Raw genomic sequence first — 23,738 nt, forward strand, 5'->3', positions numbered from 1 at the left:
CCGCGACCAAAAACACTTCGCTTGAACACAGTTGCCATGCCGTTACCGGCGGCGACAAGGCGCTGTCTTCACGGACGCCTCGCCGCGTTGCGGCAGACCGATGAGACGACAGTCAAAGCGATGCCGGACGCGGCCATCTCACCCTCCCGCCAGATCGAACGCCTTGCGCGCCGGTGCGGTGTGCTTGAGCTCGGGGCTTCTATGGCCAGCTTGCGCCCTTGTGGAACGGCGCTGTCGCGGCGCCGACACTCTCCGCTCGCTTTGCTCGCTCACGAGGTCGGGAATGACGGGTGTAGTGGGGCGTCGCCACAAATCTCCAACGTCTGCGATTAGAAACGTCCGCCGTTGGATTGTCGGCGGTTGGCAAGCTTGTGATCGAACGTCTGCGATTGGCGGTGACGATCATAAAGTTCGTCATTCCCGACCTCGTGAGCGAGCGAAGCCAGTGGAGAGTGTCGGGAATCCATGCCGTGATCTTGCCGCTCCAACACGGTGCAGATGTCTCGGCCACCACAGCCCTGCGCCGGAGCTGCGTCGCTTCACCCACCGGCCAGGTCGAACGCCTTGCGCAGGGTCACCGGTGCGGTGTTGCGCCAGGCGGTCACCAGTGCGCTGCGTAACGTCCGTTCGTCGGCGGCTGCCAATGTCACCCGCGTCCAGCCCTTTTTGCCCCAGCCGCCATCGACGGGCCGGAACAGCGCGGGTTCAGCCGCGCACATCATCTCCTGCTGGTCACGCGTCAGCTTGATCACCGCGTCGCCGACCTTGGGCAAGGTGGCGAAGACGCGGTCGCGGACACGGAAATCCGGCTTACCGAAATGCGACTTCTCGATCGCTCCGGGCAGTTGCAGGGCGATACGTCTGACATCCTCTGGTGTCATGGTCAGGCCTCGACGACATGGTGAGGGATTGGGGCGGGCGGTGCAAGTTTGCGCGCCCCCGGCTTCAGTCCTGCTCAAGCTGCGGGTGGCGGCGGCGATGCGTTGCCGCGGCACGGGCAGCCTGCTCGTAGATCCCCGTCACCAGTTCCAGCGTGTGCGCGGCATCGGCCAGCTTGGCGGCGAGATCGGGCACGCGGGTAACCGCGTCGATGAGCAGGACCGAGCGGATATCGGCGTAGCGTTCGGTGACACGATGGCCGAGTGGCGTCACCTCGTAGGTCACGCCGGTCCTGCCGCTGCCGGTGCGCTTGACAAAACCGCCCTTGATCAGCTTGCGCAGGCTGTACTGGATGTTGGCTATGTCCTCGCGATTGGTCATGTGGGCGAGATCGTGGATGGTCTTGGGCCGGTCGTTCATCCTGATGACGTGCAGCAAGGCGTTTTCTGCGCCGGTTGCTGAAAATTCGATCACCGTTGCCAGGCATTCCGCCTGCCAGCGGCCGAACGCCTCGTAGGAGCGCATCAGCGCGTATTCGACTTCGGTGACGTCGATTTCGAGCGGCGTCCGGGCCAGATGCCAGCCGCGATCAAGCAACTCGTGGCTCGGGTCGGCGGGCTTGTCTTGCTTGCTCATTCATCCCCTCCTGGACGCCCGACCATGCCCCGGCGTCGTGCCTTGCGTCCATATGAATTTATGATAGACTTTCTATTATAAAGTTCATTTTATGGGGAGGAGACCCAAACATGAGCATGCTCGGCACGGCTGCACTGCAGCCCTTCTTTCTCGGCACCTTCGCGTCCAATTGTTCCAGCGGCATGACCGTCACCAGGATTCCGGATCGCTGGGACAATAGCTGGGCCAACAATCTGCGCCTCGCCAAGCTTCTCGACGACGCCGGCATCGACTTCATGCTGCCGATCGCCCGCTGGATCGGCTATGGCGGCGAGACCAACTTCCACGGCAATGTGCTGGAGACGATGACCTGGGCGACCGGGCTTCTCGCACACACCCGCAACATCACCGTCTTTGCCACCATTCATACGGTCGCCAATCATCCGGTCGTTGTCGCCAAGCAGCTGGCAACCATCGACCAGATCAGCGCTGGACGTGTCGGCCTCAACATCGTCGCGGGCTGGAACAAGCCCGAATATGAGGCGCTCGGGCTGACCCTGCCCGACGATCACGTCACGCGTTATGGTTACGCCCAGGAATGGTTCGACGTGGTCAAGGCACTGTGGAGCCGCACCGAGGCCTTCGACTGGGACGGCACCTATTTCAAGCTCAGGCAGGTTCTTGGCGACCCGCGCCCGTCAAGGCGTATGCCGATCCTCAACGCCGCCGGTTCCGACCATGGCCGCAAGTTCGCGATCGAGAATGCCGATTTCCTGTTCACCCCGGCGATCGACCTCGCGCGTTCCAAAGACGAGATCGTCGCGTTGAAGGCGCAGTCGAAGCAGGCGGGCCGCAAGGTCGAGGTTCTCACCTTTTCGCACGTCGTTTGCCGCCCGAGCGAGAAGGAGGCGCTGGATTTCCTCGACTATTCGGGCCGCGAGAACGCCGACTGGGAGGCGGTCGACAATCTGGTCCGGCTGCAATTCGCCCATGCCCAGTCCTTTCCGCACGATCTGCTCGCCCTCATCCGCGATCGCATGGCCGCCGGCCACGGCGGTTTCCCCCTTGTCGGCACGCCCGAGCAGGTAGCGGACGGCATCACGGCGCTGCATGAGGCAGGCTTCCGCGGAACCACCTTGTCTTTTGTCGACTATGCCGAAGAGTTTCCCTATTTCCGCGACAACGTGCTGCCGATCCTGGAGGCGAGGGGGGTGCGTATCGCGCCTGCCGCGCAGCGTTCGGCGGCTTGAGAGGAAACGAGATCATGACGACGCCCGCTTCGCATGTACTCGCCCCCGTGGCAGCAGCGGATTTCCGTGCCGCCATGCGGCTCATCGTCGGCAATGTCAGTGTCATTACGGCCGGCACCGGCGACGACCGTTCCGGGCTGGTGGTGATTTCGGTCGTGTCGTTGTCGGCCGAGCCACCCAAGGTCATCGCCTGCGTCAACCGCTCGTCGTCGACATGGTCGGTCATCGAGCGGCATGGCCATTTCGCCGTCAATTCGCTTGGGCCGCAGCACCAGAAGGTCGCCGAGCGCTTTTCCGGCTTTGGTGGCATCAAGGGCAATGAACGCTACGATGGGGCGGACTGGCTCACGCTGAAAACAGGAGCTTCGGTGCTTTCGGATGCGGTCGCTGCTTTCGACTGCAGCCTCGATGAGATGATCGACCGCGGCACGCATTCGATCATCATCGGTTCGGTCGAGGCCGTCAGAACGCAGGATGCCGGACAGGCGCTGCTTTACTGGCGCGGCGGCTACCGCGCGCTCGATGCCTGATTTCGAATATCGGGGGAAATAGAAAGGGCGGCCTCAGGCCGCCTCCTCAGGCCGCCTTTTCCGCCAGCACCATGTAGTTGACGTCCATGTCGCGCGATTTCTGCCAGCGGTCGGCGAGCGGGTTGTAGGTCACGCCGGTGCGGTCGATGGTCGACAGGCCGGCACCCGACAGCGCCTTGTCGAGCTCTTCGGGGCGCACCAGCTTGCCATACTGGTGGGTGCCGCGCGGCAGCCAGCGCAACACATATTCGGCACCGACAATGGCCAGGCCAAGCGCCTTGAAGGTGCGGTTGATGGTGGCGACGAACATGATGCCGCCGGGCTTGACCATCTCGCCGCACTTCCTGACGAACAGCTCGACGTCGGCGACGTGCTCGACAACTTCCATGTTGAGGATGATGTCGAATTTCTCGCCGGCGTCGGCGAGATCTTCGGCCGTGGTGGCGCGGTAGTCGACATTGACGCCGCTTTCGGCGGCATGGATCTTCGCCACCTCGATGTTGGTGACCGATGCGTCGGCGCCGACGACATCGGCACCCAGGCGCGCCATCGGCTCGCACAACAGGCCGCCGCCGCAGCCGATGTCGAGGATGCGCAGGCCCTCGAAGGGCCTGGCGGCGTGGGTGTCGCGGCCGAAGCGCTGGGCGACCTGGTCGCGGATGTAGCCCAGGCGGACGGGGTTGAACTTGTGCAGCGGGCGGAACTTGCCGTTGGGGTTCCACCATTCGGCTGATAGCGCCGAGAACCGCTCGACTTCTCCGGCATCGATCGTCGATGGACGGGGATCTGGCATTGCTGTGGTCTCCGTAGGGCGCAAGGAAGTTGGGCGAGCGCAAGGAAGTTGGGTGAGCGCAAGGAAGTCGGGTCTGGCGCTCCGATTGTCAAGGCGACAAATTCCGTGATCGCCTTGCGCGCATGGCAGGCACGCCAGGAGACTGGGCACCGGCAAAAAGCATCGCGCTGATTTGTCTGGTTGGGCGTCCTTGCGGAATGCGCGGGTTTTGGCTATGCAGGCCGCGCATTCGACACCGTGCCAGTTACTAGGCTAGGCACTGGTGTTTTCACTCATTTTCCGGCCCCGTCGGGGCCGGCTGATATGGCAAGGGCATTTCGCTTCTATGGCGCGCATCGTGATGAAATTCGGCGGGACATCCGTCGCCGACATCGCCCGAATCCGCAACGTGGCGCGCCATGTCAAACGCGAGGTTGACGCTGGCCACGAGGTCGCCGTCGTCGTCTCGGCAATGTCCGGCAAGACCAACGAACTGGTCGGCTGGGTGCAGGAGTCCTCGAAGGCCGAAGGCGCCAATTTCAATATCTACGACGCCCGTGAATATGACGCCGTGGTCGCCTCGGGCGAGCAGGTGACGTCAGGATTGCTGGCGCTGGCGCTGCAGGCAATGGGGATCAACGCCCGCTCCTGGCAGGGCTGGCAGATCCCGATCAAGACCGACAACGCCCATGGCGCTGCCCGCATCCTCGACATTGACGGCTCGTTCCTGATCAAGCGCTTCCAGGAAGGCCAGGTCGCAGTCGTCGCCGGCTTCCAGGGCATCGGCCCCGACAACCGCATCGCCACGCTCGGCCGCGGCGGCTCCGACACCTCGGCTGTCGCAATCGCGGCGGCGGTGAAGGCTGATCGCTGCGATATCTACACCGATGTCGATGGCGTCTATACTACCGACCCGCGCATCGAGCCCAAGGCGCGGCGCCTGTCGCGCATTTCGTTCGAAGAAATGCTCGAAATGGCTTCGCTCGGCGCCAAGGTGCTGCAGGTCCGCTCGGTCGAACTGGCCATGGTGCACAAGGTCCGCACCTTCGTGCGTTCTTCCTTCGAGGATCCGGATGCGCCCGGCATGGGCGATTTCCTCAACCCGCCTGGTACTCTCATTTGTGACGAGGATGAAATCGTGGAACAGCAGGTCGTCACCGGAATTGCCTACGCCAAGGACGAAGCCCAGGTCTCGCTGCGCCGTGTCGCCGACCGGCCAGGCGTTGCCGGCGGGATCTTCGGCCCGCTGGCCGAAGCCAACATCAATGTCGACATGATCGTCCAGAACATTTCCGAGGACGGCAAGTTCACCGACATGACCTTCACCGTGCCGTCGGGCGACGTCAACAAGGCCCTTGCGGTGCTCGAAAAGATCCGCCCCGACATCGGCTATGATGCCGTTCAGCACGACGAGGGCATGTCCAAGGTGTCGGTCATCGGCATCGGCATGCGCAGCCATGCCGGCGTCGCCGCCACCGCCTTCCAGGCGCTGGCCGCCAAGGGCATCAACATCCGCGCCATCACCACCTCCGAGATCAAGATTTCGATCCTTATCGACGGGCCTTATACCGAACTTGCTGTTCGGACTTTGCATTCCGTCTACGGGCTCGATAAGCAGTAGTATCAGGAGTCGAGCGTCACCGCGTTGCCGGCGTGGCAAGCACGTGCCGCGCCGGGTCCAACCATTGGAGACGGTGAATGATACGTGACATGGCCGCTGGGCCGCGCGTACTTCTCAAACGGCTCCGCGAATTGATGGCGGAGCCCCTCGAGCCACAGGAACGGCTCGACAGGATCGTGCGCGATATCGCTGCCAACATGGTGGCCGAAGTCTGCTCGCTCTACGTGCTGCGCGCCGACTCGGTGCTCGAGCTCTACGCCACCGTCGGTCTCAATCCCAACGCCGTTCACCTGGCCCAGCTGCGTCTCGGCCAGGGCCTTGTCGGCACCATCGCGGCGAGCGCGCGTGCGCTCAACCTGTCCAACGCCCAGGAACATCCCGCCTTTGCCTACCTGCCGGAGACGGGCGAGGAGATCTATCATTCCTTCCTCGGCGTGCCGGTGCTCAGGGCAGGGCGCACGCTCGGTGTCCTGGTCGTCCAGAACAAGACCATGCGCCACTACCGCGACGACGAGATCGAGGCGCTCGAAACCACCGCCATGGTGATTGCCGAGATGATCGCCTCGGGCGACATCGGCCGGCTCAGCCGGCCCGGCCTCGAGCTCGATATGTCTCGCCCGGCGAGCTTTACCGGCCTGTCCTTCAACGAAGGTGTCGGCCTTGGCCATGTCGTGCTGCACGAGCCACGCATCGTCGTCACCAACCTGTTCAACGAAGACAGCGAAGAGGAACTGCGCCGGCTCGAGGTTTCGCTCGGTTCGCTGCGCCTGTCGATCGACGACATGCTGGAACGCCGCGATGTCGCCTTCGAGGGCGAGCACCGCGAGGTGCTCGAAGCCTACCGGATGTTTGCCAACGACCGTGGCTGGGTGCGCCGCCTCGAAGAAGCGATCCGCAACGGCCTGACAGCGGAAGCGGCGGTCGAAAAGGTACAGAGCGACATGCGCGCGCGCATGCTGCACATGACCGATCCTTATCTGCGCGAGCGGATGAGCGATTTCGACGATCTCGCCAATCGCCTTTTGCGCCAGCTGATGGGCCGCGGCCCCGAGACCATCGCTGAATCGCTGCCCAAGGATGCCATCATCGTCGCGCGCTCGATGGGGGCGGCCGAGCTGCTCGACTATCCGCGCGATCGCCTGCGCGGTCTGGTGCTGGAGGATGGTGCGCCGACTTCGCACGTCGTCATCGTCGCGCGTGCCATGGGCATCCCTGTCGCCGGCCAGATGAAGGGCGCCGTTTCCATGTCGGAAAACGGCGATCCGATCATCGTCGACGGCGTCGAGGGCACCGTCCACCTCCGCCCGCAGCCCGACCTCGAAGCGGCCTACGCCGAAAAGGTGCGCTTCCGCGCCCGCAGGCAGGAGCTCTACCGCGAACTGCGCAAGAAGCCGTCCGAGACCAAGGATGGCGTCAAGGTCGACCTGTTGATGAACGCCGGCCTCGCCGTTGACCTGCCGCAGCTTGCCGAGGCGGGTGCCGCCGGCATCGGCCTGTTCCGCACCGAGCTGCAGTTCATGGTCGCGTCGACCTTCCCGCGTGCCGAAGCTCAAGAGAAGCTCTACCGCGACGTGCTCGACACCGCGCGTGGCCGTCCCGTCACCTTCCGCACCATCGACATCGGCGGCGACAAGGTGCTGCCCTATTTCAAGGGCTCGGTGCAGGAAGAAGAAAACCCAGCCCTTGGCTGGCGCGCCATTCGCTTGACGCTTGACCGTCCCGGCCTGCTGCGCACCCAGATCCGGGCGCTGCTCAAGGCCGCCGGCGGGCGCGAGCTCAAGGTCATGCTGCCAATGGTCACCGAACTCGGCGAGATCGCCCAGGCGCGCGAGATCATCGACCGCGAGGTCCGCCACCTGGCGCGTTTCGCCCACCATCTGCCGACGAGCCTGAAGCTTGGCGCTATGATCGAGGTGCCGTCGCTGTTGTGGCAGCTCGACGAGCTGATGCAGGCCGTCGACTTCGTCTCCGTCGGCTCCAACGACCTGTTCCAGTTCGTCATGGCCGCCGACCGCGGCAACACCCAGCTGGCCGACCGCTTCGACACGCTGTCGGTGCCGTTCCTGCGCGTGCTCAAGCAGATCGCCGATGCCGGCATCCGCAACCACACGCCGGTGACCCTGTGCGGCGAGCTTGCCGGCAAGCCGATCTCGGCGATGGCGCTGCTTGGCCTCGGCTACCGCTCGATCTCGATGTCGCCGGCCTCGATCGGCCCGGTCAAGGCGATGCTGACCGAACTTCCCCTCGGCGAGTTGAAATCCTTCCTCGACGATAACCTTTCCGGTCCTGCTGCCAGCCTGCCGATGCGCGCGCTGCTCCAGGCCTTTGCGGACGACCGTTCCATACCATTATGATCAGCCTGCCCCACGACAGAATGAACCAGGTCGTCAAGCGCTTCGACATGCTCGAAGCGCAGATGGCCGCCGGCCCGGCACCCGACGTCTACGTCAAGCTGGCCTCCGAATATTCCGACATCCAGGACCTCGTCGCCAGGATCCGCGAATTGCGCCTGGCCGAGCAGGAGCTCGTCGATCTCGATGCGATGCTGTCCGACAAGGGCACCGACGCCGAGATGCGGGCGCTGGCCGAGATGGACAAGCCCGAGGTCGAGGACCGCATCGAAAACCTGCAGCGCGAAATCCAGATCCTGCTGTTGCCCAAGGACGCGGCCGACGAAAAGAACGCCATCCTCGAAATCCGCGCCGGCACCGGCGGTGACGAGGCAGCGCTTTTTGCCGGCGACCTCTATCGCATGTATGAACGCTACGCCGCCTCGAAGGGCTGGCGTTTCGAGGTCGTGTCGGCCAGCGACGGCGATGCCGGCGGCTTCAAGGAAATCATCGCCGGCGTCTCCGGCAAGGGCGTGTTCGCGCATCTGAAGTTCGAGTCAGGCGTGCACCGCGTCCAGCGCGTTCCGGCCACCGAAGGCAGCGGCCGCATCCACACCTCGGCTGCAACCGTTGCGGTGCTGCCCGAGGCCGAGGAAGTCGACATCGACATCCGCGCCGAAGACATCCGCATCGACACCATGCGCGCCTCGGGTTCCGGCGGACAGCACGTCAATACCACCGACTCGGCGGTGCGCATCACCCATCTGCCGACCGGCATCATGGTGGTGCAGGCGGAAAAATCGCAGCACCAGAACCGGGCCCGCGCCATGCAGATCCTGCGCGCCCGCCTCTACGACCTGGAGCGCAGCCGCGCCGACGAGGAGCGCTCGTCGTCGCGCAAGTCGCAGGTCGGCTCCGGCGACCGTTCCGAACGCATCCGCACCTACAATTTCCCGCAGGGGCGCCTGACCGACCACCGCATCAACCTGACGCTCTACAAGCTCGACCGGGTGATGATGGGCGAGCTCGACGAGGTCGTCGAAGCACTGATATCCGACCACCAGTCGAAGCTTCTGGCCGACATGGGCTCGGATGGCTGAGCGTCGGCTCGACGACCTGCTGCGCCATGCGCGCCAGCGCCTGGCAGACGCCGGTATCGTCGATGCGGCCTTCGATTCCCGGCTGCTCGTCGAGCATTTCTCTGGCACGACACGCACCGATGCCATTTCGTCGCCCGACAGGCTTGTCGGGCAGGTGGCCGAGATCGAGGCAGCGCTCGAGCGTCGTATAGTGGGCGAACCGGTCCACCGCATCCTCGGCTACCGCGACTTCTACGGCATGCGGCTCAGCCTCTCCACAGAGACACTCGAACCGCGCCCCGACACCGAAACGCTTGTCGATGCCGTCCTGCCTTTCGTCCACCAGACGGCAGCGCGCCAAGGCATCTGTCGCATCCTCGACCTTGGCACCGGCACAGGCGCCATTGCGCTGGCGCTGGTCACCCAGGAACCGAAGGCGGTAGCGATCGGCGTCGACGTCTCCGACGATGCGTTGGCAACCGCTGTGGCCAATGCCGGCCGGCTCGGCGTGTCGGGGCGCTTTACAGCGAAAAAATCCGACTGGTTTGCAGAGATAATTGGCCTGCACCATTTAATCGTCTCAAATCCTCCCTATATCTCTTCTTCAGAGATCGAGGATTTGCAGAACGAAGTTCGCAATTTTGATCCGCGCCGCGCGCTCGACGGCGGCCCGGACGGTCTTGAGCCTTACAGAATGATCGCGTCGGGTGCTGCGCGCCATCTTGAAAAAGATGGCCTTGTCGGGCTTGAAATCGGGCACGACCAAAGGCGCGATGTGACAGGGATATTCGAGCAAGCCGGTTACCGATTGTTGGCCCAGCACAAGGACTTGGGCGGCAACGACCGGGTGCTCGTATTCCGCCGCTGAGCCGGGCTTTTTGGCATTGCAAAAAACCGCTTGGCAAGGAAAGTGAATGCCGCTAGGTTCCCGGCAACCGGATGAGACGAAGCAGGCAGTGCTGTTAAACGATTCGGTTTCCATCGAAACTAGCTGCCTTCTTGCGTAGACGACGCTCTAGCTTCGTGCGGGGATCGTCCGGCAAGTGACAAGAACCGAAACAGGATGGCATGTGGCGCCGACGCAGGAAAATTGCGGGCGATCACCGGCGGAAAAGTACGAAACGGCAGGCCGCCTAAGTGCCCCCGTTCGGATTAGACTTCAACACAAAGAGAATCTGATGAGGCCACAACAGCAGAATAGGCGCATGCGCGGTCGTAACAACAACAATAACAACAACAATAACAATAACGGCAACAACAACCGCAAGGGTCCAAACCCACTTACGCGCAACTACGAGAGCAACGGACCTGACGTAAAGATCCGTGGTTCTGCGCAGCAGATCGCTGAGAAATACACCACACTGGCGCGCGATGCGCACAGCTCTGGTGATCGCGTGATGGCCGAGAACTATCTGCAGCACGCAGAGCACTACAACCGCATCATTGCCGCCGCCATGGCGCAGATGCCGATCCAGCAGCAGCAGCAGAGCCGCGACGACTTCGATTCCGACATGGATGACGAGCGCGACGACGACGGCATGGGCAACAATGTTGCCGAGGTCCAGGTCCAGCAGCCTCAGCATCAGCCGCAGCCTGTCGTCAACGGTTCCGGCCCGCAGCCAGACATCGAAGGCACGCCGGCCGAAGTCGCCCTGAACCCGGAAGCCGCCGAAGGCCAGCCGCGTGAAGGCCGCCGCGAGCGCCGCCCCAATCGCGAACGCCGTCCGCGCCAGCATGAGCAGCAGGCCGAGGCAGCGCAGACGGATGTCGCCGTGGCGGAACAGCCGCAGCCGATCGTTGCTGAAGTGATCGTTGCCGAGCCAGTCGTTGCCGATGCGGCACCTGCCGCCGAAGCCGTCGAAGGCGAAGTCACTGCCGCGCCGCGTCGTGGCCGTCGTCCGCGCCGTGGCGAGCGCGCCGCAACCGACGTGCAGGGCGATGCAGGCGAAGCGCCGGCAGCCGAGCCTGCCATCGTCGAAGGCTGACCGCCTAAGCAGGCAGGCCTTCAGTTAGACCCAATTAGGCGGCGGGATGAAAATCCCGCCGTTTTTTGTTTTTGGCCTCATCGATCGGGCGGGCCGAAAATCTGATTTGATTTCGCCGGCCGCGATGCGCAGGATCGGAAAAAGCCTGGGCGCTGCTTGCGCGTCAAAAAATGACGCACGGCACTGCCGGCATGTCTTGAGGTATATCGTCCTACGCACCATATCAGCCTCAGTTGGATCCGGCCCGGTCGGGCGGGTCCGTCACCTCAAGCCTGGCCGGTGCCGCTAAGCGGGCCGCTACGGAAATGGAGACACCGAATGAACCTTGAGAAGTACTCCGAGCGCGTCCGCGGCTTCGTCCAGTCGGCGCAGACCTACGCTCTTTCCAACAATCACCAGCAGTTCACGCCCGAGCACATCCTCAAGGTGCTGATCGATGACGACGAAGGCCTTGCCTCGTCGCTGATCGAGCGCGCCGGCGGCAACGCCCGCGACGTTAGGCTTGGCGTCGAGGCAGCACTCAAGGCGATGCCGAAGGTCGAGGGCGCCAACGGCCAGCTCTATCTGGCGCAGCCGCTCGCCAAGGTGTTTTCGTCCGCCGAGGAGCTGGCCAAGAAGGCCGGCGACAGCTTCGTCACCGTCGAGCGCCTGCTGACCGCACTTGCCGTCGAGAAGTCGGCCAAGACCGCCGACATCCTCGCCAAGGCCGGCGTCACCGCCCAGGCGCTCAATGCGGCGATCAACGACATCCGCAAGGGCCGCACCGCCGACTCGGCCAGCGCCGAGCAGGGCTACGACGCGTTGAAGAAATATGCGCGTGACCTCACCGCCGATGCGCGCGCGGGCAAGCTCGATCCGGTCATCGGCCGCGACGACGAGATCCGCCGCACCATCCAGGTGCTGTCGCGGCGCACCAAGAACAATCCGGTGCTGATCGGCGAGCCAGGCGTCGGCAAGACGGCGATCGCCGAAGGCCTTGCGCTGCGCATCGTCAATGGCGACGTGCCCGAAAGCCTCAAGGACAAGCAGCTGATGGCGCTCGACATGGGCGCGCTGATTGCCGGTGCCAAATATCGCGGCGAGTTCGAAGAGCGGCTGAAGGCCGTACTCTCCGAAGTCACCTCGGCTGCCGGTGGCATCATCCTGTTCATCGACGAGATGCACACGCTTGTCGGCGCCGGCAAGGCCGATGGCGCGATGGATGCGTCCAACCTTTTGAAGCCGGCACTGGCCCGCGGCGAATTGCACTGCGTCGGCGCCACCACGCTCGACGAGTACCGCAAGCATGTCGAAAAGGATGCCGCCCTTGCCCGCCGCTTCCAGCCGGTGTTCGTCTCCGAGCCGACGGTCGATGACACCATCTCGATCCTGCGCGGCCTGAAGGAGAAATACGAGCAGCACCACAAGGTCCGCATCTCGGACTCGGCACTGGTTGCCGCAGCGACGCTGTCCAACCGCTACATCACCGACCGCTTCCTGCCCGACAAGGCGATCGACCTCGTCGACGAGGCCGGTTCGCGGCTGCGCATGCAGATCGATTCCAAGCCCGAGGCGCTTGATGAGATCGACCGCCGCATCATGCAGCTCAAGATCGAGCGCGAGGCACTCAAGCTCGAAAAGGACGACGCCTCGCGCGACCGTCTTGAACGGCTGGAGAAGGAACTGGCCGGGCTCGAGGAAGAGTCGACGCGGGTGACCAGCCAGTGGATGGCCGAGAAGGAAAAGCTCGGCCTTGCCGCCGACCTCAAGGGCCAGCTCGAAGAGGCCCGCAACGAACTCGCCATCGCCCAGCGCAAGGGCGAGTTCCAGAAGGCGGGCGAGCTTGCCTATGGCCGCATCCCCGAGCTTGAAAAGAAACTCGTCGAGGCCGAGGCGCTGGAAGGCCGCGGCACCATGGTCGAAGAGACCGTGACACCAGACCATGTCGGCCATGTCGTGTCGCGCTGGACCGGCATTCCGGTCGACAAGATGCTCGAAGGCGAACGCGACAAGCTGTTGCGCATGGAAGACGAGATCGGCGTCCGCGTCGTCGGCCAGGGCGAAGCCGTCCAGGCAGTGTCCAAGGCTGTCCGGCGTGCCCGCGCCGGCCTGCAGGACCCGAACCGGCCGATCGGCTCGTTCATGTTCCTCGGCCCGACCGGCGTCGGCAAGACCGAGCTGACCAAGGCGCTTGCCGACTATTTGTTCGACGACGAGCATGCGCTGGTGCGCATCGACATGTCCGAGTACATGGAGAAGCACTCCGTTGCCCGGCTGATCGGCGCGCCTCCCGGCTATGTCGGCTATGAGGAGGGTGGAGCGCTGACCGAAGCGGTGCGCCGCAGGCCCTACCAGGTGATCCTGTTCGACGAGATCGAAAAGGCGCATCCCGATGTCTTCAACGTGCTGCTGCAGGTGCTCGACGATGGCCGCCTGACCGATGGTCAGGGCCGCACCGTCGACTTCCGCAACACGCTGATCATCATGACGTCCAATCTCGGCGCCGAATATCTGGTGGCGCTCGGTGAGGACGAGGATGTCGACCAGGTCCGCGACGAGGTCATGGGGGTGGTCAAGTCGTCGTTCCGGCCGGAGTTCCTGAACCGCATCGACGAGGTCATCCTGTTTCATCGCCTGCGTCGCCAGGACATGGGCCGGATCGTTGCGATCCAGCTCAAGCGGCTCGAAAAGCTGCTGTCCGACCGCAAGATCACGCTGTCGCTCGACAACGACGCGATCGACTGGCTCGCCAACAAGGGTTACGACCCGGCCTATGGCGCGCGTCCGCTCAAGCGCGTGATCCAAAAGGAGCTGCAGGACCCGCTCGCCGAAAAGATCCTGCTCGGCGACATCCTCGACGGCTCGACCGTCAAGATCACTTCAGGCTCGGACCGGCTCACCTTCCGCTCCAAGCCGACGGTGGTGAGCGACGAGGCGGCTGCGTAAAGCGTGGGAACGCCGAGCTTTCGACCCCCACTCCGTCTCGGCTTCGCCTCGACACCTCTCCCCCGATCGACGGGGGAGAGGAGGCGCCCGGCAGCGGTTCGCCTGATGCAACGAAGCCAATAAAACGACCTGTCCGCCATGGACAGCGTCGCGAGTTCCGATCTTGCTCTCCCCCGTCGAACGGGGGAGAGGTGCCTCGCGCAGCGAGGCGGAGTGGGGGTCGACAGAGTTGGCATCGACACATCTGAGCCGACAGACTTGGGACGCCGACAGACCGCGTGGGGGAAACATGACACTCGACGAATACAACGGCTTTTGCGCTTCGCTGCCTCACACGACCCATGTCGTGCAATGGGGCGGGGCGCATGTCTGGAAGGTCGGCGGCAAGGTCTTTGCCATCGCCGGCTGGAGCGACGGCGACGGGCTCGCCGTCACCTTCAAGGTCTCCGAGATGGCCTTCGACATCTTGAAGGAGCAGCCCGGCCTCAGGCCCGCACCTTATCTCGCCTCGCGCGGCATGAAGTGGATCCAGCGCCAGAACGGCGAGACCATGGATGACCAGGGCCTGCGCGACTATATCGGCGAAAGCCACCGGCTGATTGCCGTCAAGCTGACGAAGGCGACGCGCAGGCAGCTCGGCTTTCCCGCCTGACCTCGACTCAATGGGCACAAGGGGGGCTCAAGGGGGACTCAAGGGCGGGTGTTGCCCGGCCAAGGTCTCAAAATCCACCTAACGCGGTCATTTTCATGCCCCGTTCATGTTGGAAAGGTTAGCAGATCGTTATTGGATGTCGGTGGATGATGGTGATTCCACCGCGGACGCTGTGAGCGGCCGAGATTCGGAGAGATGTGGCGACCATGTTGCGCAAGATCGTTGTGCTTTCAGCCATGGCCACCGGCCTGTCGGCATTCCAGGCTGCGGCCGCGCCGTTGGGCGAGCCCGCTGTGCTGCGCCCGCAGGCCGACAGCAATTTGATCCAGCTCGCCCAGAGCGAGGTCGAGGTGTTCTACGACAGCCGCGGCAACCGCGTGCTTGTCGATCCCTACACCGGCAAGGTCATCGCCGTGCAGCCGCCGGAGACGCGCCTCAACCGGCCGGCATTGCGCCGCGAAATGCGCCGCCAGGAGCTTCGCCGCGACTACCGCCAGGGCGACGTGCTGATCGGCCCGGCCGATGACGGCTATTACAGCGACGACGCGCTGGCCGTTCCGACCGATCCCAATGGCGACGACTATTACAACAACGACCTCAACGCCTTTCCCGAGGCGCCCGGCGAGCCGCGCGTCGTGTCGCGCGAGCCGCTGCAGAGCCCCGACGACCAGCCGGCACTGCCGGCCAACCCACGTATCACCGACCGGCCGCTCGATCCCTCCATCGCGGTCAAGGGCCGTGAGGATGTCGCGTCGCTGCAGATCCTGCTCGATCGTCTCGGCGCTTCGCCCGGCGTCATCGACGGCCGCTTCGGCTCCAACGTCGACAAGGCGCTGGTTGCCTATAACGAGATGACCGGCGCCAGCCTGAAATCGACCGACGCCGAGGGCATCAAGCAAGCCTTGGCCGAAACCGGCGGCGACGCCTTCGGCTCCTACACCATCACCCCTGAAGATGCCGCCGGCCCCTTCGTCGCCTCGGTTCCCGCCGACTACAGCGAAAAGGCCAAGCTCGAGCGCATGGCCTTCACCTCGGTTACCGAGATGCTGGCCGAGCGTTTCCACATGGACGAGAACTATCTCAAGGCTCTCAACCCGGACCTCAATTTCAACCGCCCGGGAACCATCGTGAAGGTCGCCAATTTCGGCAAGCTGGTGAACAAGCCGGTGTCGCGCATCGTCGCCGACAAGGGGCTGAAGCAGGTGCGCGCCTATAACGAGGCCGGCCAGCTCGTCGCCGCCTATCCGGCGACCATCGGCTCTGGCGACACGCCATCGCCGACCGGCATCCATGCGGTGTCGCGCGTCGCGCTTGACCCCAACTACACCTACAATCCCAAGCTCAATTTCAAGCAGGGCGAAAACGACAAGGTCCTGACCATCCCGCCGGGTCCGAACGGCCCGGTCGGCTCGGTCTGGATCGCCCTGGATAAACCGACCTACGGCATCCACGGCACGCCCGATCCCTCCAAGATCGGCAAGACCGAAAGCCATGGCTGCGTGCGCCTGACCAACTGGGACGCGCGCGAACTGGCCAAGATCGTCAAGTCGGGCGTACCGGTCGAGTTCATGGAGTAGGGTCGGCCGGCCTTTGGGGCACGGCGGGCGAATAATTTGCAGGTATGATGCGCCCGACAGTGCAGGAAATCGCTCAAGCCTTGCAGGCGGCTGAGCTGTTGTCGGCTGCCTTCATCGACAGCGGGCAGAACAATCTTGTTCTCGATGCGGGCGATCTGATCGTGCGGGTACCCCGCCACGACGAGGCGCGGCGCGATCTGGCAAGAGAGGCCGGCATTCTTGCCGTTCTGGCGCCAAGGCTGCCTTGGCCGGTGCCGGCGCCGCACCTGCGAAGCGTCGGCGCGCATGTCGTTGCGGTCCATCGCAAGGTGGCGGGCGAGCCCTTGCTGTCGCTCGCTGGAATGACGGACAAGCAGAAGCTGGAACTGGCCCGAGACCTCGCGCTGTTCCTGCGGGCCCTTCACGCGATGCCGGTCGAGCTCCTGCCGGCCGCCGCTGCCACCGACACCATGGCCGAATGGCGCGAACTGCGCGACAAGCTCGACGCCAAGGCGCTGCCTTTGCTGCCTGCCGACACCGGCGCGGCCATCCGCGCGCGCTTCGACCGGTTTCTCGGCAATGGACGTGATACCCCGCGCGCGATCATCCATGGCGATTTCGGCACCGGCAACATCCTCGTCCACAACGGCCAGGTTTCGGGCGTCATCGATTTCGCTGGCTGCGGCGAGGGTGACCCCGCCTATGATCTCGCCAGCCTGTCTGCCGGCCTCGGCGACGAGTTCCTGATGCTGATGGCGTCGCATTATCCCGGCATCGCCGCGATGTCTGACCGCATCACCTTTTATCGCAGCACCTTTCCGCTGCTCGACCTGCTCTTCGGCGTCGAGCATGGCGATGCGGCAGCGCTCGAAGCCGGGTTACGGGCGTTGGACGTGCCGACGGCGTGACCTTGCATTGCGGCAAAACCTGTCGGCAAATGGCGCGAGATCAAGAGAGCCCAGAATGAACATCCGCCCCGAACAGCCCGCCGACATCGACACCATCCGCGCGCTCACCCGCGCCGCATTCGCCAATGCGCCGTATTCGAGCCAGACCGAGGCAGCGATCGTCGACGCCTTGCGCGATGCCGGCGCTTTGACCCTGTCACTGGTGGCGGAAGACAATGGCGAGGTGGTGGGGCACGTCGCCTTTTCACCCGTCACCGTCGGCGGCGACGCCGGCTGGTACGGCCTCGGCCCGGTTTCGGTCTGGCCGGAAAGCCAAAGCAGGGGCATCGGCCAGTCGCTGATCCGCCACGGGCTCGAAACGCTCCGGCAGATCGGCGCCAAGGGCTGCGTGCTGATCGGCGACCCGGCCTATTACAGCCGCTTCGGTTTTGTCGCCGACCCTACTGTCAGCTATGGCGACATTCCGCCTGAATATGTCCAGCGCCTGGCATTCGGCCAGCACATGGCCCGCGGCGAAATCGTCTATCACGCCGGCTTTGGGGCAAGCTGAGCCTGCCGCTGCAGCGGTAAGCGTTCAGTGCACGCTCGCCGTCTCCCTGGCGAGGATTTCGACCAGCCGGTCGAAGCCCGTTCCGGTGCCCGCAATGCGCGCAGCCATCGCCTCTGCAGTGCCGAGAAAGGCCAACTGCTCGGTGAATCTCATCCGCGTCCGGCCAGCTTCCGGCACAAGCTCGATGGTAGCCAGCGATGCCGAGATGCGCTTGCCGCCAAGGCTCATCTCAAAACCATAGATGATGCGCCGTTCGGCCAGAATGTCGAAATAGTCGGCGCGGAAGCTAAGCTCGGCGCCATCAGGCATGCGCCAGCTTTTGGCTTCGATGCCGCCGACGCGGAAATCGAAGCTGTCCTCGAGCTCGGTCCAGTCGGGGTGGCAGTCGTTCCAGGCGCGCTTGAGTTTTTGGTCCGACCAGAAACGGAAGGCGTGTCTCGGAGACGCCGGCAATTCGCGCTCGATGACAAAGGTCTGGTGCGCCACATCGGTCATTGATCCTGCTCCTCGGGAAAATCCTTCATCGCCTGCACCAGGCGGTCGAATGCCTGGTTCATCGCTGTCTGGCGCTGTCGCACCCAGTCGTCGATGCCAGCCAATGCCGTGGGTTCGATCGTATAGGTGCGGGTGCGCCCGACCTTGCGCGAGGCGACGATGCCGCCATCCTCGAGCACCTTCAGATGTTTCAGCGCCGAGGGCAGCCGCATGCCGTGCGGTTGGGCCAGTTGTTTGACCGTTGCCGGACCCAAGCTCAGGCGCTCGACCATGCCGCGCCGGCCGGCGTCTGAAAGGGCGGTGAAGACGCGATCCAGTTGTTGCGGTTCGATCATCGGCGCGTTTTATCCTTATCCCTGGTCATGAACAAACCGTTCCGGCATGGCTTCGCGATAGGGGAAGAAGTGGAAATAGGGTCGCGCCTCGGCGAGCGTGCGTTGCACTGAAGGGCGCGCGATCAGCCGCTCGAAATAGGCGGCGAGATTGCGCTGGCTGCTGGCGAATGGCTGCACGATCGAGGCGTAGAACAGGCCTGGCGTGGCTGAGCAGTCGGCGATGGTGAAGACCTCGCCTGTCGCCCAGCTCTTGCCGGCCAGTTGGCTCTCGATCATCTGATAGGCGGTGTCGAGCGTGCGCCGCGCGTCAGCCACCCCGACCGGGTCGTTGCCGCCTTCGGGGCGTATCCTGTCGGTGACGATCTTCTGCATCGGCACGCTGACATAAAGATCGAAGAAGCGCTCCCACAGCCTGGCGTCGAGCTGGCGCTCGGCCTCAGTGGGCAGCATCGTCACCGGCCCGGGATAATGCTGCTGGAGATACTCGATGATGATGCTGGTCTCCGCCACCACGCGGTCGCGCGCCCCGTCATGCAGGACCGGGATCTTGCCAACCGGCCACTTCGCCGTCAGCGCCGCCGTCTCGCCGGGGTCGCCGAGGTCGACAATCACCTGGTTGAACGCGGTCCCGTTCTCGTAAAGCGCAATCAGCACCTTGTGGCAGAACGAAGCGAGGGGATGGGAGTATAGCGTCAGCGCCATTGCGGGGGGCTCCAATAGTTTCCGTGAAGGGAAACTATTGGAGCTTGGCGGGGTTGGCAAGAGATAGTTTCTGTAGATGGAAACTATTGGTTGGGCTGACTGACACCGACGTTGAACGTGGAGAGATTTTCGACGGTCGGTGACTTTTCTCGTTGCGCGAAATCCGAGAGCGATTTCTCGCGGCAACTCCTCGGTCGCGATCCCTCCCACCCCCCTCTGGCCTGCCGGCCAGAGGGGGGTGCGAAGGATCGCGACCTGGAAGGTTTGCTTCATAGGGCACCGCCGGCCTGCGAAGCGGAACCAGCGGGGAGAATGCGAGAGCGAAGAAGCCATGTCGCCTGGCTTCCACAAATCGTCCCCCTGGTCGCTTCCCGTCCAACGTGCGCCCACATAATCTCACCTTCATGGACATTTCTGACCCAACGCCGACCCCGGCCAACAACAACCACGTCTTTTGCCCGCCGGAGGCGCGGCGCTATGTGCTTGTCTCGGCGATTCTTGCCTCGAGCATGGGTTTCATCGACGGCTCGGTGGTGTCGCTGGCCATGCCGGTCATCCGCGCCGACCTTGGCGCTTCGCTTGTCGATGCGCAGTGGATCAGCAACGGCTACATGCTGTTTTTGTCGGCGCTCGTCCTGCTTGGCGGTGCCGCCGGCGACGTCTTCGGCGTCCGCAACATCTTCGCCACCGGCATAGTCTTGTTCATGATCACCTCGGCGGCCTGCGCGCTCGCCGTCGACGCCGAGATGCTGATCGTCATGCGCGCCGCACAAGGCATCGGCGCTGCGCTGATGGTACCGGGCAGCCTCGCCCTCATCGCCAAGTCCTATCCCAACGCGACGCGCGGCAAGGCCATCGGCCAGTGGGCGGCGTTCTCGTCGCTGACCACCGCGATGGGGCCGTTCGTCGGCGGCATGGTGTTGTCGTTCGGCGCCGAATGGATGTGGCGGCTGATCTTTGCCATCAATGTGCCGATCGGTCTGGTCGCGCTCGCCATGCTGCTCAAGAAGGTGCCGCAGGATCGGCCGTCGTCGAAGCGCAAGCTCGACATCACAGGTGCTGTGCTTGCTACCGCCGGTCTCGGCCTGATGGCCTGGGGGCTGACCGCCTTTGGCCTGCCGGCCGAGGCGCGCGCGGTTTCGCCATGGTTGTGGATTACGGTCGGGGCTGCGATCTTCGCCGGCTTCATCGTCTGGGAGAAATGGGCGCGGGCGCCGATGGTCAAGCTTGAGCTGTTTGCCTCGCGCGCCTTCACCGGCGCCAATCTCTACACGCTGATCCTGTTCTTCGCCTTCAACGCGGTGCTGTTCTTTTTGCCGATGACGGTCGTTTCGGGCTGGGGCGCCAGGGAATGGGAAGCGAGCCTGCTGTTTTTGCCGCTGTCCTTGTTCATCGCCGGCCTGTCGAGCTATTCGGGTCGGCTGTCCGACGCCATCGGCCCGCGCTGGCCGCTGACTGTGGGGGCGGCGATCGTCGGCATGTCTTATGTCGGTCTCGCCCTGACCATGCCGCTGATGATGTTGTGGCAGGTGACCTTCCCGATCCTGCTGCTCAAGGGCCTCGGTATGGCGATCGTCGTGTCGCCGGTGTCGGCGGCGGTGATGCGGGCGACACCTGAAGAAGACACCGGCCTTGCGTCGGGTATCAACAACGCGCTTGCCCGCGCCGCCGGCCTGATGGCGGTGGCTTCGCTCGGCGCTGTCGCCGGCGTGGTCTTTGCCAATGTGGCGGGAACGGCGGCACCCGGCGCGGAGTTCGGCGCCTATGTGACGACACCGCTCGATGCCGGGGCGGAAGCCTTGCGGGTGGCGGCGACCAACAGCGCCTTTTCGGCCATCGCCGCCATCTCGGCTGCGATGTGTTTCGTCGCCGCAGCCGTTGCCTGGGTCACCCAGCCGTCATGGAAGAGGAAGGAAAAGAGCTAGCCGCTGACCTTGGCGGTGCTTGCGACCTTCAGCGCATCCTTGTTTTCGTCCTTGAGCAGGTCGTCGATGCGTTCGCGCTCGCGCTTGAAAGCCACCAGTTCGTCGCCCTTGAGCACGCGGCCGGTGGGCAGGCGTACGCGCATCGGGTCGACCTTGGTGCCGTTGACGATCAGCTCGTAATGCAGATGCGCGCCGGTCGACAGACCGGTGGTGCCGACATAACCGATGACCTGGCCCTGGCGGACGCGGGCGCCGGGAACGACGCCGGGCGCGATGCGGCTCTGGTGATTGTAGGACGTCTCGTAGCCATTGGTATGGCGGATCATCGTCTGCTTGCCATAACCGCCGGCCCAGCCGGCCTTTTCGACGACACCGTTGCCCGAAGCGATGATCGGGGTGCCGGTGGGGGCCGACCAGTCGACGCCGGTGTGCATCTTGACGTAGCCGAGGATCGGGTGCTTGCGGCCGCCGAAGCCCGAGCGGAACTTGCCGTTGGGCAGCGGGTTGCGCAGCAGGAACTGGCGTGCGCTGCGGCCATCCTCGTCGAAATAGTCGACCGCGCCGTCGCCCATCTGGAAGCGGTAGAAGTTGCGCGTGTTGCCGCCGAAATTCGCCGAGACATAAAGCAGCTCGGAATCGGCCGAAGCCTTGTCGTCGCCGTCGGGCTGCGAGAAAAACACCTCGATGCGGTCGGACGGATTGAGCCGCGACTGGAAATCGACGTCGGACGACAAAAGCCGGACCAGCTTCTTGGTCATGTCCTGCGACATGCCATAAGAATAGGCCGCCCGGTAGATGCCGTCATAGACGGTCGGCAAGGCGCTGCGCGACGTCGGTATCGTCGGCGTGTCGTCGAAGGCGGTGGCGATCTCGGGGTTCGGCTCCGGCTCGTCGCCGGGAACGAACTGGTCGCGGTCGTCGAGCGCGATGGTCAGGATGTGCTGGGTGCGGTCGTAGACGCTGGTGCGCACGATCTTGCCGACATCGCCGCGGACCTCGAGGCCGACGCGCAGCACGGTGCCGGCCTTGAGCGCGGTCGCATTGAGCAGCCGCGACACCGCATTGGCCATGCCTTGCGCGTCTTCGCCTGTATAGCCCGAGGCTGCCAGCGCATCGACGATCTTGCGGTCCTTCTCGAAGGCAATGATGTCTTCGGCGTAGGACAGTGTTTCGGGGTCGACGTCGGCGCGGGCGCTGACCGAGACGTTTTCGGGCACGATCTTGATGCCGTAGGAGCCGGCAAGCGTCTGGTCGGCAAAGGCGTTGCCGAAGCGCTGCGGATCGACATAGTGCAGCGAGGCGACCTGGATGTCGCCTTCGGTCAGGTCGCCGCCGGCGTCGCGCACCACCTTTTCGACCTCATTGGCCGAAAGTGCCGAGCTCTGTTCGAAGGCAGCCGTTTCGACCGGGAAGTCGACGGTCTTTAGGCTCATCTCGCTCTCGACCTTGACGCCGTAGATCTGGCCGGTCGCAGCGGTCGCTGGTGGCTGTGCCGGGCCGTCTTCGGCAAACACGGTCAGCGGATCGAAGGCGGGATAGCTGCGTGTCGTTGGATGCGAGGCAGCCAGCGCCATCTTGATCTGGACGAAAGGCATGCTGCGAATGACTTCGCGGTCGCCTTCCTTGGTCAGCATGGACACTTCCATGCGGCGCCGGTCCTTGGCCTTGGCGATCTGGCGCAGCGGCGCGAGCCGGGTGGTCTTGGCGCGCTGGCCGGCATCGCCGCCGGCGGCAAGGGTGGCAAGTTCGGCGATCTCGGGCGGGGTCGCGAGCTTTTCGCGCCCGTCAAGCGCGGCAAACAGGGCGACGCCCATCAGCACGCTCGAGGTCACGCCGGTCAGGAAGGTGCCTGAAAGCCAACGTGCCGAGACCTCGCGTCGGTCCGGGGGACCGGCGCGGCCATCCGCGATAAGCGGCGGCTCATTGCCGAGCTCGGCTATGGTCTGGTCCGTATCCTGCATCCAGTACGGCTAAAATCCCCGGCGCTTCGCGCCCGCTTGCTTCTAGTTGCCAAGACATTTGCCTGTCATGGCGCTCCAAGTCAACGAAGCCGCATGCGCGGCACCGCCAGACCTGCCCCAACTCTTATATATAGCTGTGCGTACAGACTCGATTTCCGCACCAGAGGCGTTTTGAGACATCTGCCCGCATTGGGGCGGGAATAGGGCTCCGGCCGGGGCAGGGGACGTCGCCTCCGCTCTATATATAAGACGCCATATAAGTGACGTCGGTGGAGCGGAGCGGTGCGGTGCTCCTTATGATGCGGGCGGGATGATGCGGGCGGGATGATGTGGGCGGGCAGACGCCGGCATATCAGGGGAGATGCGCCGCGTTGCGGCAATTCTGCCCCGGCTAAGGGATTTGAGGCCTGGGCGTTGTCGGATTTGCGCGCGATCTGTGGATTGTGCCCTGGCTTTTTGCTCCCCTTCCGCAGGGTCTTTGTGGGTTGTGGTTGAGTGTTTGGTTTTGTGTCTTAAAAAATTCGCAAAAGTTGGAAAAGGACGTTGACAGTTTGGAGGGGTGGCGACTATATACGCCTCAACAACGAGGGCGGCGCGCCGCTGGCGGCCCCGGAGTTCGCTCCAAGGAACTGGTTTTCTTGGTTGGCGGGTTTCAGAAAGGTCCTTGT

Annotated in this window: 20 protein-coding genes; 13 read left to right on the forward strand and 7 right to left on the reverse strand. The window is 64.0% G+C overall.

Features of this window, described 5'->3' with window-relative positions; all coding sequences use genetic code 11:
* Positions 1 to 539 precede the first annotated feature (539 nt).
* Together IHE39_RS30185 and IHE39_RS30190 are read right to left on the reverse strand one after the other, a co-directional pair.
* On the reverse strand, positions 540 to 881 hold the full coding sequence (locus IHE39_RS30185; protein WP_192569141.1) for an MmcQ/YjbR family DNA-binding protein: 342 nt from the start codon (positions 879 to 881) through the stop codon (positions 540 to 542).
* Between the two features lie 64 nt (positions 882 to 945).
* Positions 946 to 1,515, reverse strand: coding sequence for a winged helix DNA-binding protein (locus IHE39_RS30190; protein ID WP_184774662.1), 570 nt, complete (start codon positions 1,513 to 1,515; stop codon positions 946 to 948).
* Positions 1,516 to 1,625: 110 nt separating this feature from the next.
* On the opposite strand from IHE39_RS30190, the gene IHE39_RS30195 reads away from it, so the two are divergent.
* Both IHE39_RS30195 and IHE39_RS30200 read left to right on the forward strand, forming a co-directional pair.
* Positions 1,626 to 2,744: an LLM class flavin-dependent oxidoreductase gene (locus tag IHE39_RS30195; protein WP_210322553.1), complete on the forward strand. Its 1,119-nt coding sequence runs from the start codon at positions 1,626 to 1,628 to the stop codon at positions 2,742 to 2,744.
* A gap of 14 nt (positions 2,745 to 2,758) precedes the next feature.
* Positions 2,759 to 3,274 carry a flavin reductase family protein gene (locus IHE39_RS30200; RefSeq protein ID WP_184774660.1) on the forward strand — a complete coding sequence of 172 codons (516 nt, stop codon included), beginning with the start codon at positions 2,759 to 2,761 and terminating at the stop codon, positions 3,272 to 3,274.
* A gap of 46 nt (positions 3,275 to 3,320) precedes the next feature.
* On the opposite strand, the gene ubiG is transcribed toward IHE39_RS30200, so the two are convergent.
* Positions 3,321 to 4,067 carry a bifunctional 2-polyprenyl-6-hydroxyphenol methylase/3-demethylubiquinol 3-O-methyltransferase UbiG gene (gene ubiG / locus IHE39_RS30205; RefSeq protein ID WP_184774658.1) on the reverse strand — a complete coding sequence of 249 codons (747 nt, stop codon included), beginning with the start codon at positions 4,065 to 4,067 and terminating at the stop codon, positions 3,321 to 3,323.
* Between the two features lie 325 nt (positions 4,068 to 4,392).
* Between ubiG and IHE39_RS30210 the strand changes: the two genes are divergently transcribed.
* The 10 genes from IHE39_RS30210 to IHE39_RS30255 all read left to right on the forward strand — a co-directional run bounded on the left by IHE39_RS30210 (position 4,393) and on the right by IHE39_RS30255 (position 17,652).
* Positions 4,393 to 5,667, forward strand: a complete 1,275-nt coding sequence (locus tag IHE39_RS30210; RefSeq protein WP_192569142.1) for an aspartate kinase — start codon at positions 4,393 to 4,395, stop codon at positions 5,665 to 5,667.
* A gap of 77 nt (positions 5,668 to 5,744) precedes the next feature.
* A complete protein-coding gene (gene ptsP, locus IHE39_RS30215) occupies positions 5,745 to 8,021 on the forward strand; it encodes a phosphoenolpyruvate--protein phosphotransferase (protein ID WP_210322552.1) in 2,277 nt (758 codons plus the stop codon).
* Positions 8,018 to 9,097, forward strand: a complete 1,080-nt coding sequence (gene prfA, locus IHE39_RS30220) for a peptide chain release factor 1 (protein ID WP_192569143.1) — start codon at positions 8,018 to 8,020, stop codon at positions 9,095 to 9,097. The genes ptsP and prfA overlap by 4 nt, the downstream gene beginning before the upstream one ends.
* Positions 9,090 to 9,944 (forward strand): peptide chain release factor N(5)-glutamine methyltransferase, encoded by an 855-nt coding sequence (gene prmC, locus IHE39_RS30225; RefSeq protein ID WP_192569144.1) that lies wholly within the window; start codon positions 9,090 to 9,092, stop codon positions 9,942 to 9,944. Before prfA ends, prmC begins: the two co-directional genes overlap by 8 nt.
* 310 nt (positions 9,945 to 10,254) lie before the next feature.
* On the forward strand, positions 10,255 to 11,061 hold the full coding sequence (locus IHE39_RS30230; RefSeq protein WP_192569145.1) for a DUF4167 domain-containing protein: 807 nt from the start codon (positions 10,255 to 10,257) through the stop codon (positions 11,059 to 11,061).
* A gap of 318 nt (positions 11,062 to 11,379) precedes the next feature.
* Positions 11,380 to 13,986: an ATP-dependent chaperone ClpB gene (clpB, locus tag IHE39_RS30235; protein WP_192569146.1), complete on the forward strand. Its 2,607-nt coding sequence runs from the start codon at positions 11,380 to 11,382 to the stop codon at positions 13,984 to 13,986.
* A 289-nt stretch (positions 13,987 to 14,275) separates the two neighbouring features.
* Positions 14,276 to 14,638, forward strand: coding sequence for an MmcQ/YjbR family DNA-binding protein (locus IHE39_RS30240; RefSeq protein ID WP_192569147.1), 363 nt, complete (start codon positions 14,276 to 14,278; stop codon positions 14,636 to 14,638).
* Between the two features lie 206 nt (positions 14,639 to 14,844).
* Positions 14,845 to 16,215 carry a L,D-transpeptidase family protein gene (locus IHE39_RS30245; protein WP_192569153.1) on the forward strand — a complete coding sequence of 457 codons (1,371 nt, stop codon included), beginning with the start codon at positions 14,845 to 14,847 and terminating at the stop codon, positions 16,213 to 16,215.
* 44 nt (positions 16,216 to 16,259) lie between these two features.
* On the forward strand, positions 16,260 to 17,102 hold the full coding sequence (locus IHE39_RS30250; protein ID WP_192569148.1) for an aminoglycoside phosphotransferase family protein: 843 nt from the start codon (positions 16,260 to 16,262) through the stop codon (positions 17,100 to 17,102).
* 55 nt (positions 17,103 to 17,157) lie between these two features.
* Entirely contained in the window at positions 17,158 to 17,652 is a 495-nt protein-coding gene (locus IHE39_RS30255) for a GNAT family N-acetyltransferase (RefSeq protein WP_184774630.1), read from the forward strand.
* A 24-nt stretch (positions 17,653 to 17,676) separates the two neighbouring features.
* Here the strand turns inward: IHE39_RS30255 and IHE39_RS30260 are convergent, their stop codons facing one another.
* From IHE39_RS30260 to IHE39_RS30270, 3 genes are read right to left on the reverse strand one after another with little or no spacing between them, the layout of a single operon-like run.
* A complete protein-coding gene (locus IHE39_RS30260; RefSeq protein WP_192569149.1) occupies positions 17,677 to 18,147 on the reverse strand; it encodes an SRPBCC family protein in 471 nt (156 codons plus the stop codon).
* Positions 18,144 to 18,482 (reverse strand): ArsR/SmtB family transcription factor, encoded by a 339-nt coding sequence (locus tag IHE39_RS30265; protein ID WP_192569150.1) that lies wholly within the window; start codon positions 18,480 to 18,482, stop codon positions 18,144 to 18,146. The genes IHE39_RS30260 and IHE39_RS30265 overlap by 4 nt, the downstream gene beginning before the upstream one ends.
* Positions 18,483 to 18,497: 15 nt before the next feature.
* Complete coding sequence (locus IHE39_RS30270) at positions 18,498 to 19,184, reverse strand: glutathione S-transferase family protein (protein WP_184774626.1); 687 nt, start codon at positions 19,182 to 19,184, stop codon at positions 18,498 to 18,500.
* Positions 19,185 to 19,588: 404 nt separating this feature from the next.
* Between IHE39_RS30270 and IHE39_RS30275 the strand changes: the two genes are divergently transcribed.
* Positions 19,589 to 21,109 carry an MFS transporter gene (locus IHE39_RS30275; protein WP_192569151.1) on the forward strand — a complete coding sequence of 507 codons (1,521 nt, stop codon included), beginning with the start codon at positions 19,589 to 19,591 and terminating at the stop codon, positions 21,107 to 21,109.
* On the opposite strand, the gene IHE39_RS30280 is transcribed toward IHE39_RS30275, so the two are convergent.
* On the reverse strand, positions 21,106 to 23,070 hold the full coding sequence (locus IHE39_RS30280; RefSeq protein ID WP_192569152.1) for a M23 family metallopeptidase: 1,965 nt from the start codon (positions 23,068 to 23,070) through the stop codon (positions 21,106 to 21,108). The two genes, IHE39_RS30275 and IHE39_RS30280, sit on opposite strands and share 4 nt — an antisense overlap.
* Positions 23,071 to 23,738 lie beyond the last annotated feature (668 nt).

It is taken from the genome of Aminobacter carboxidus (assembly GCF_014863355.1).
Taxonomy (GTDB): domain Bacteria; phylum Pseudomonadota; class Alphaproteobacteria; order Rhizobiales; family Rhizobiaceae; genus Aminobacter; species Aminobacter carboxidus.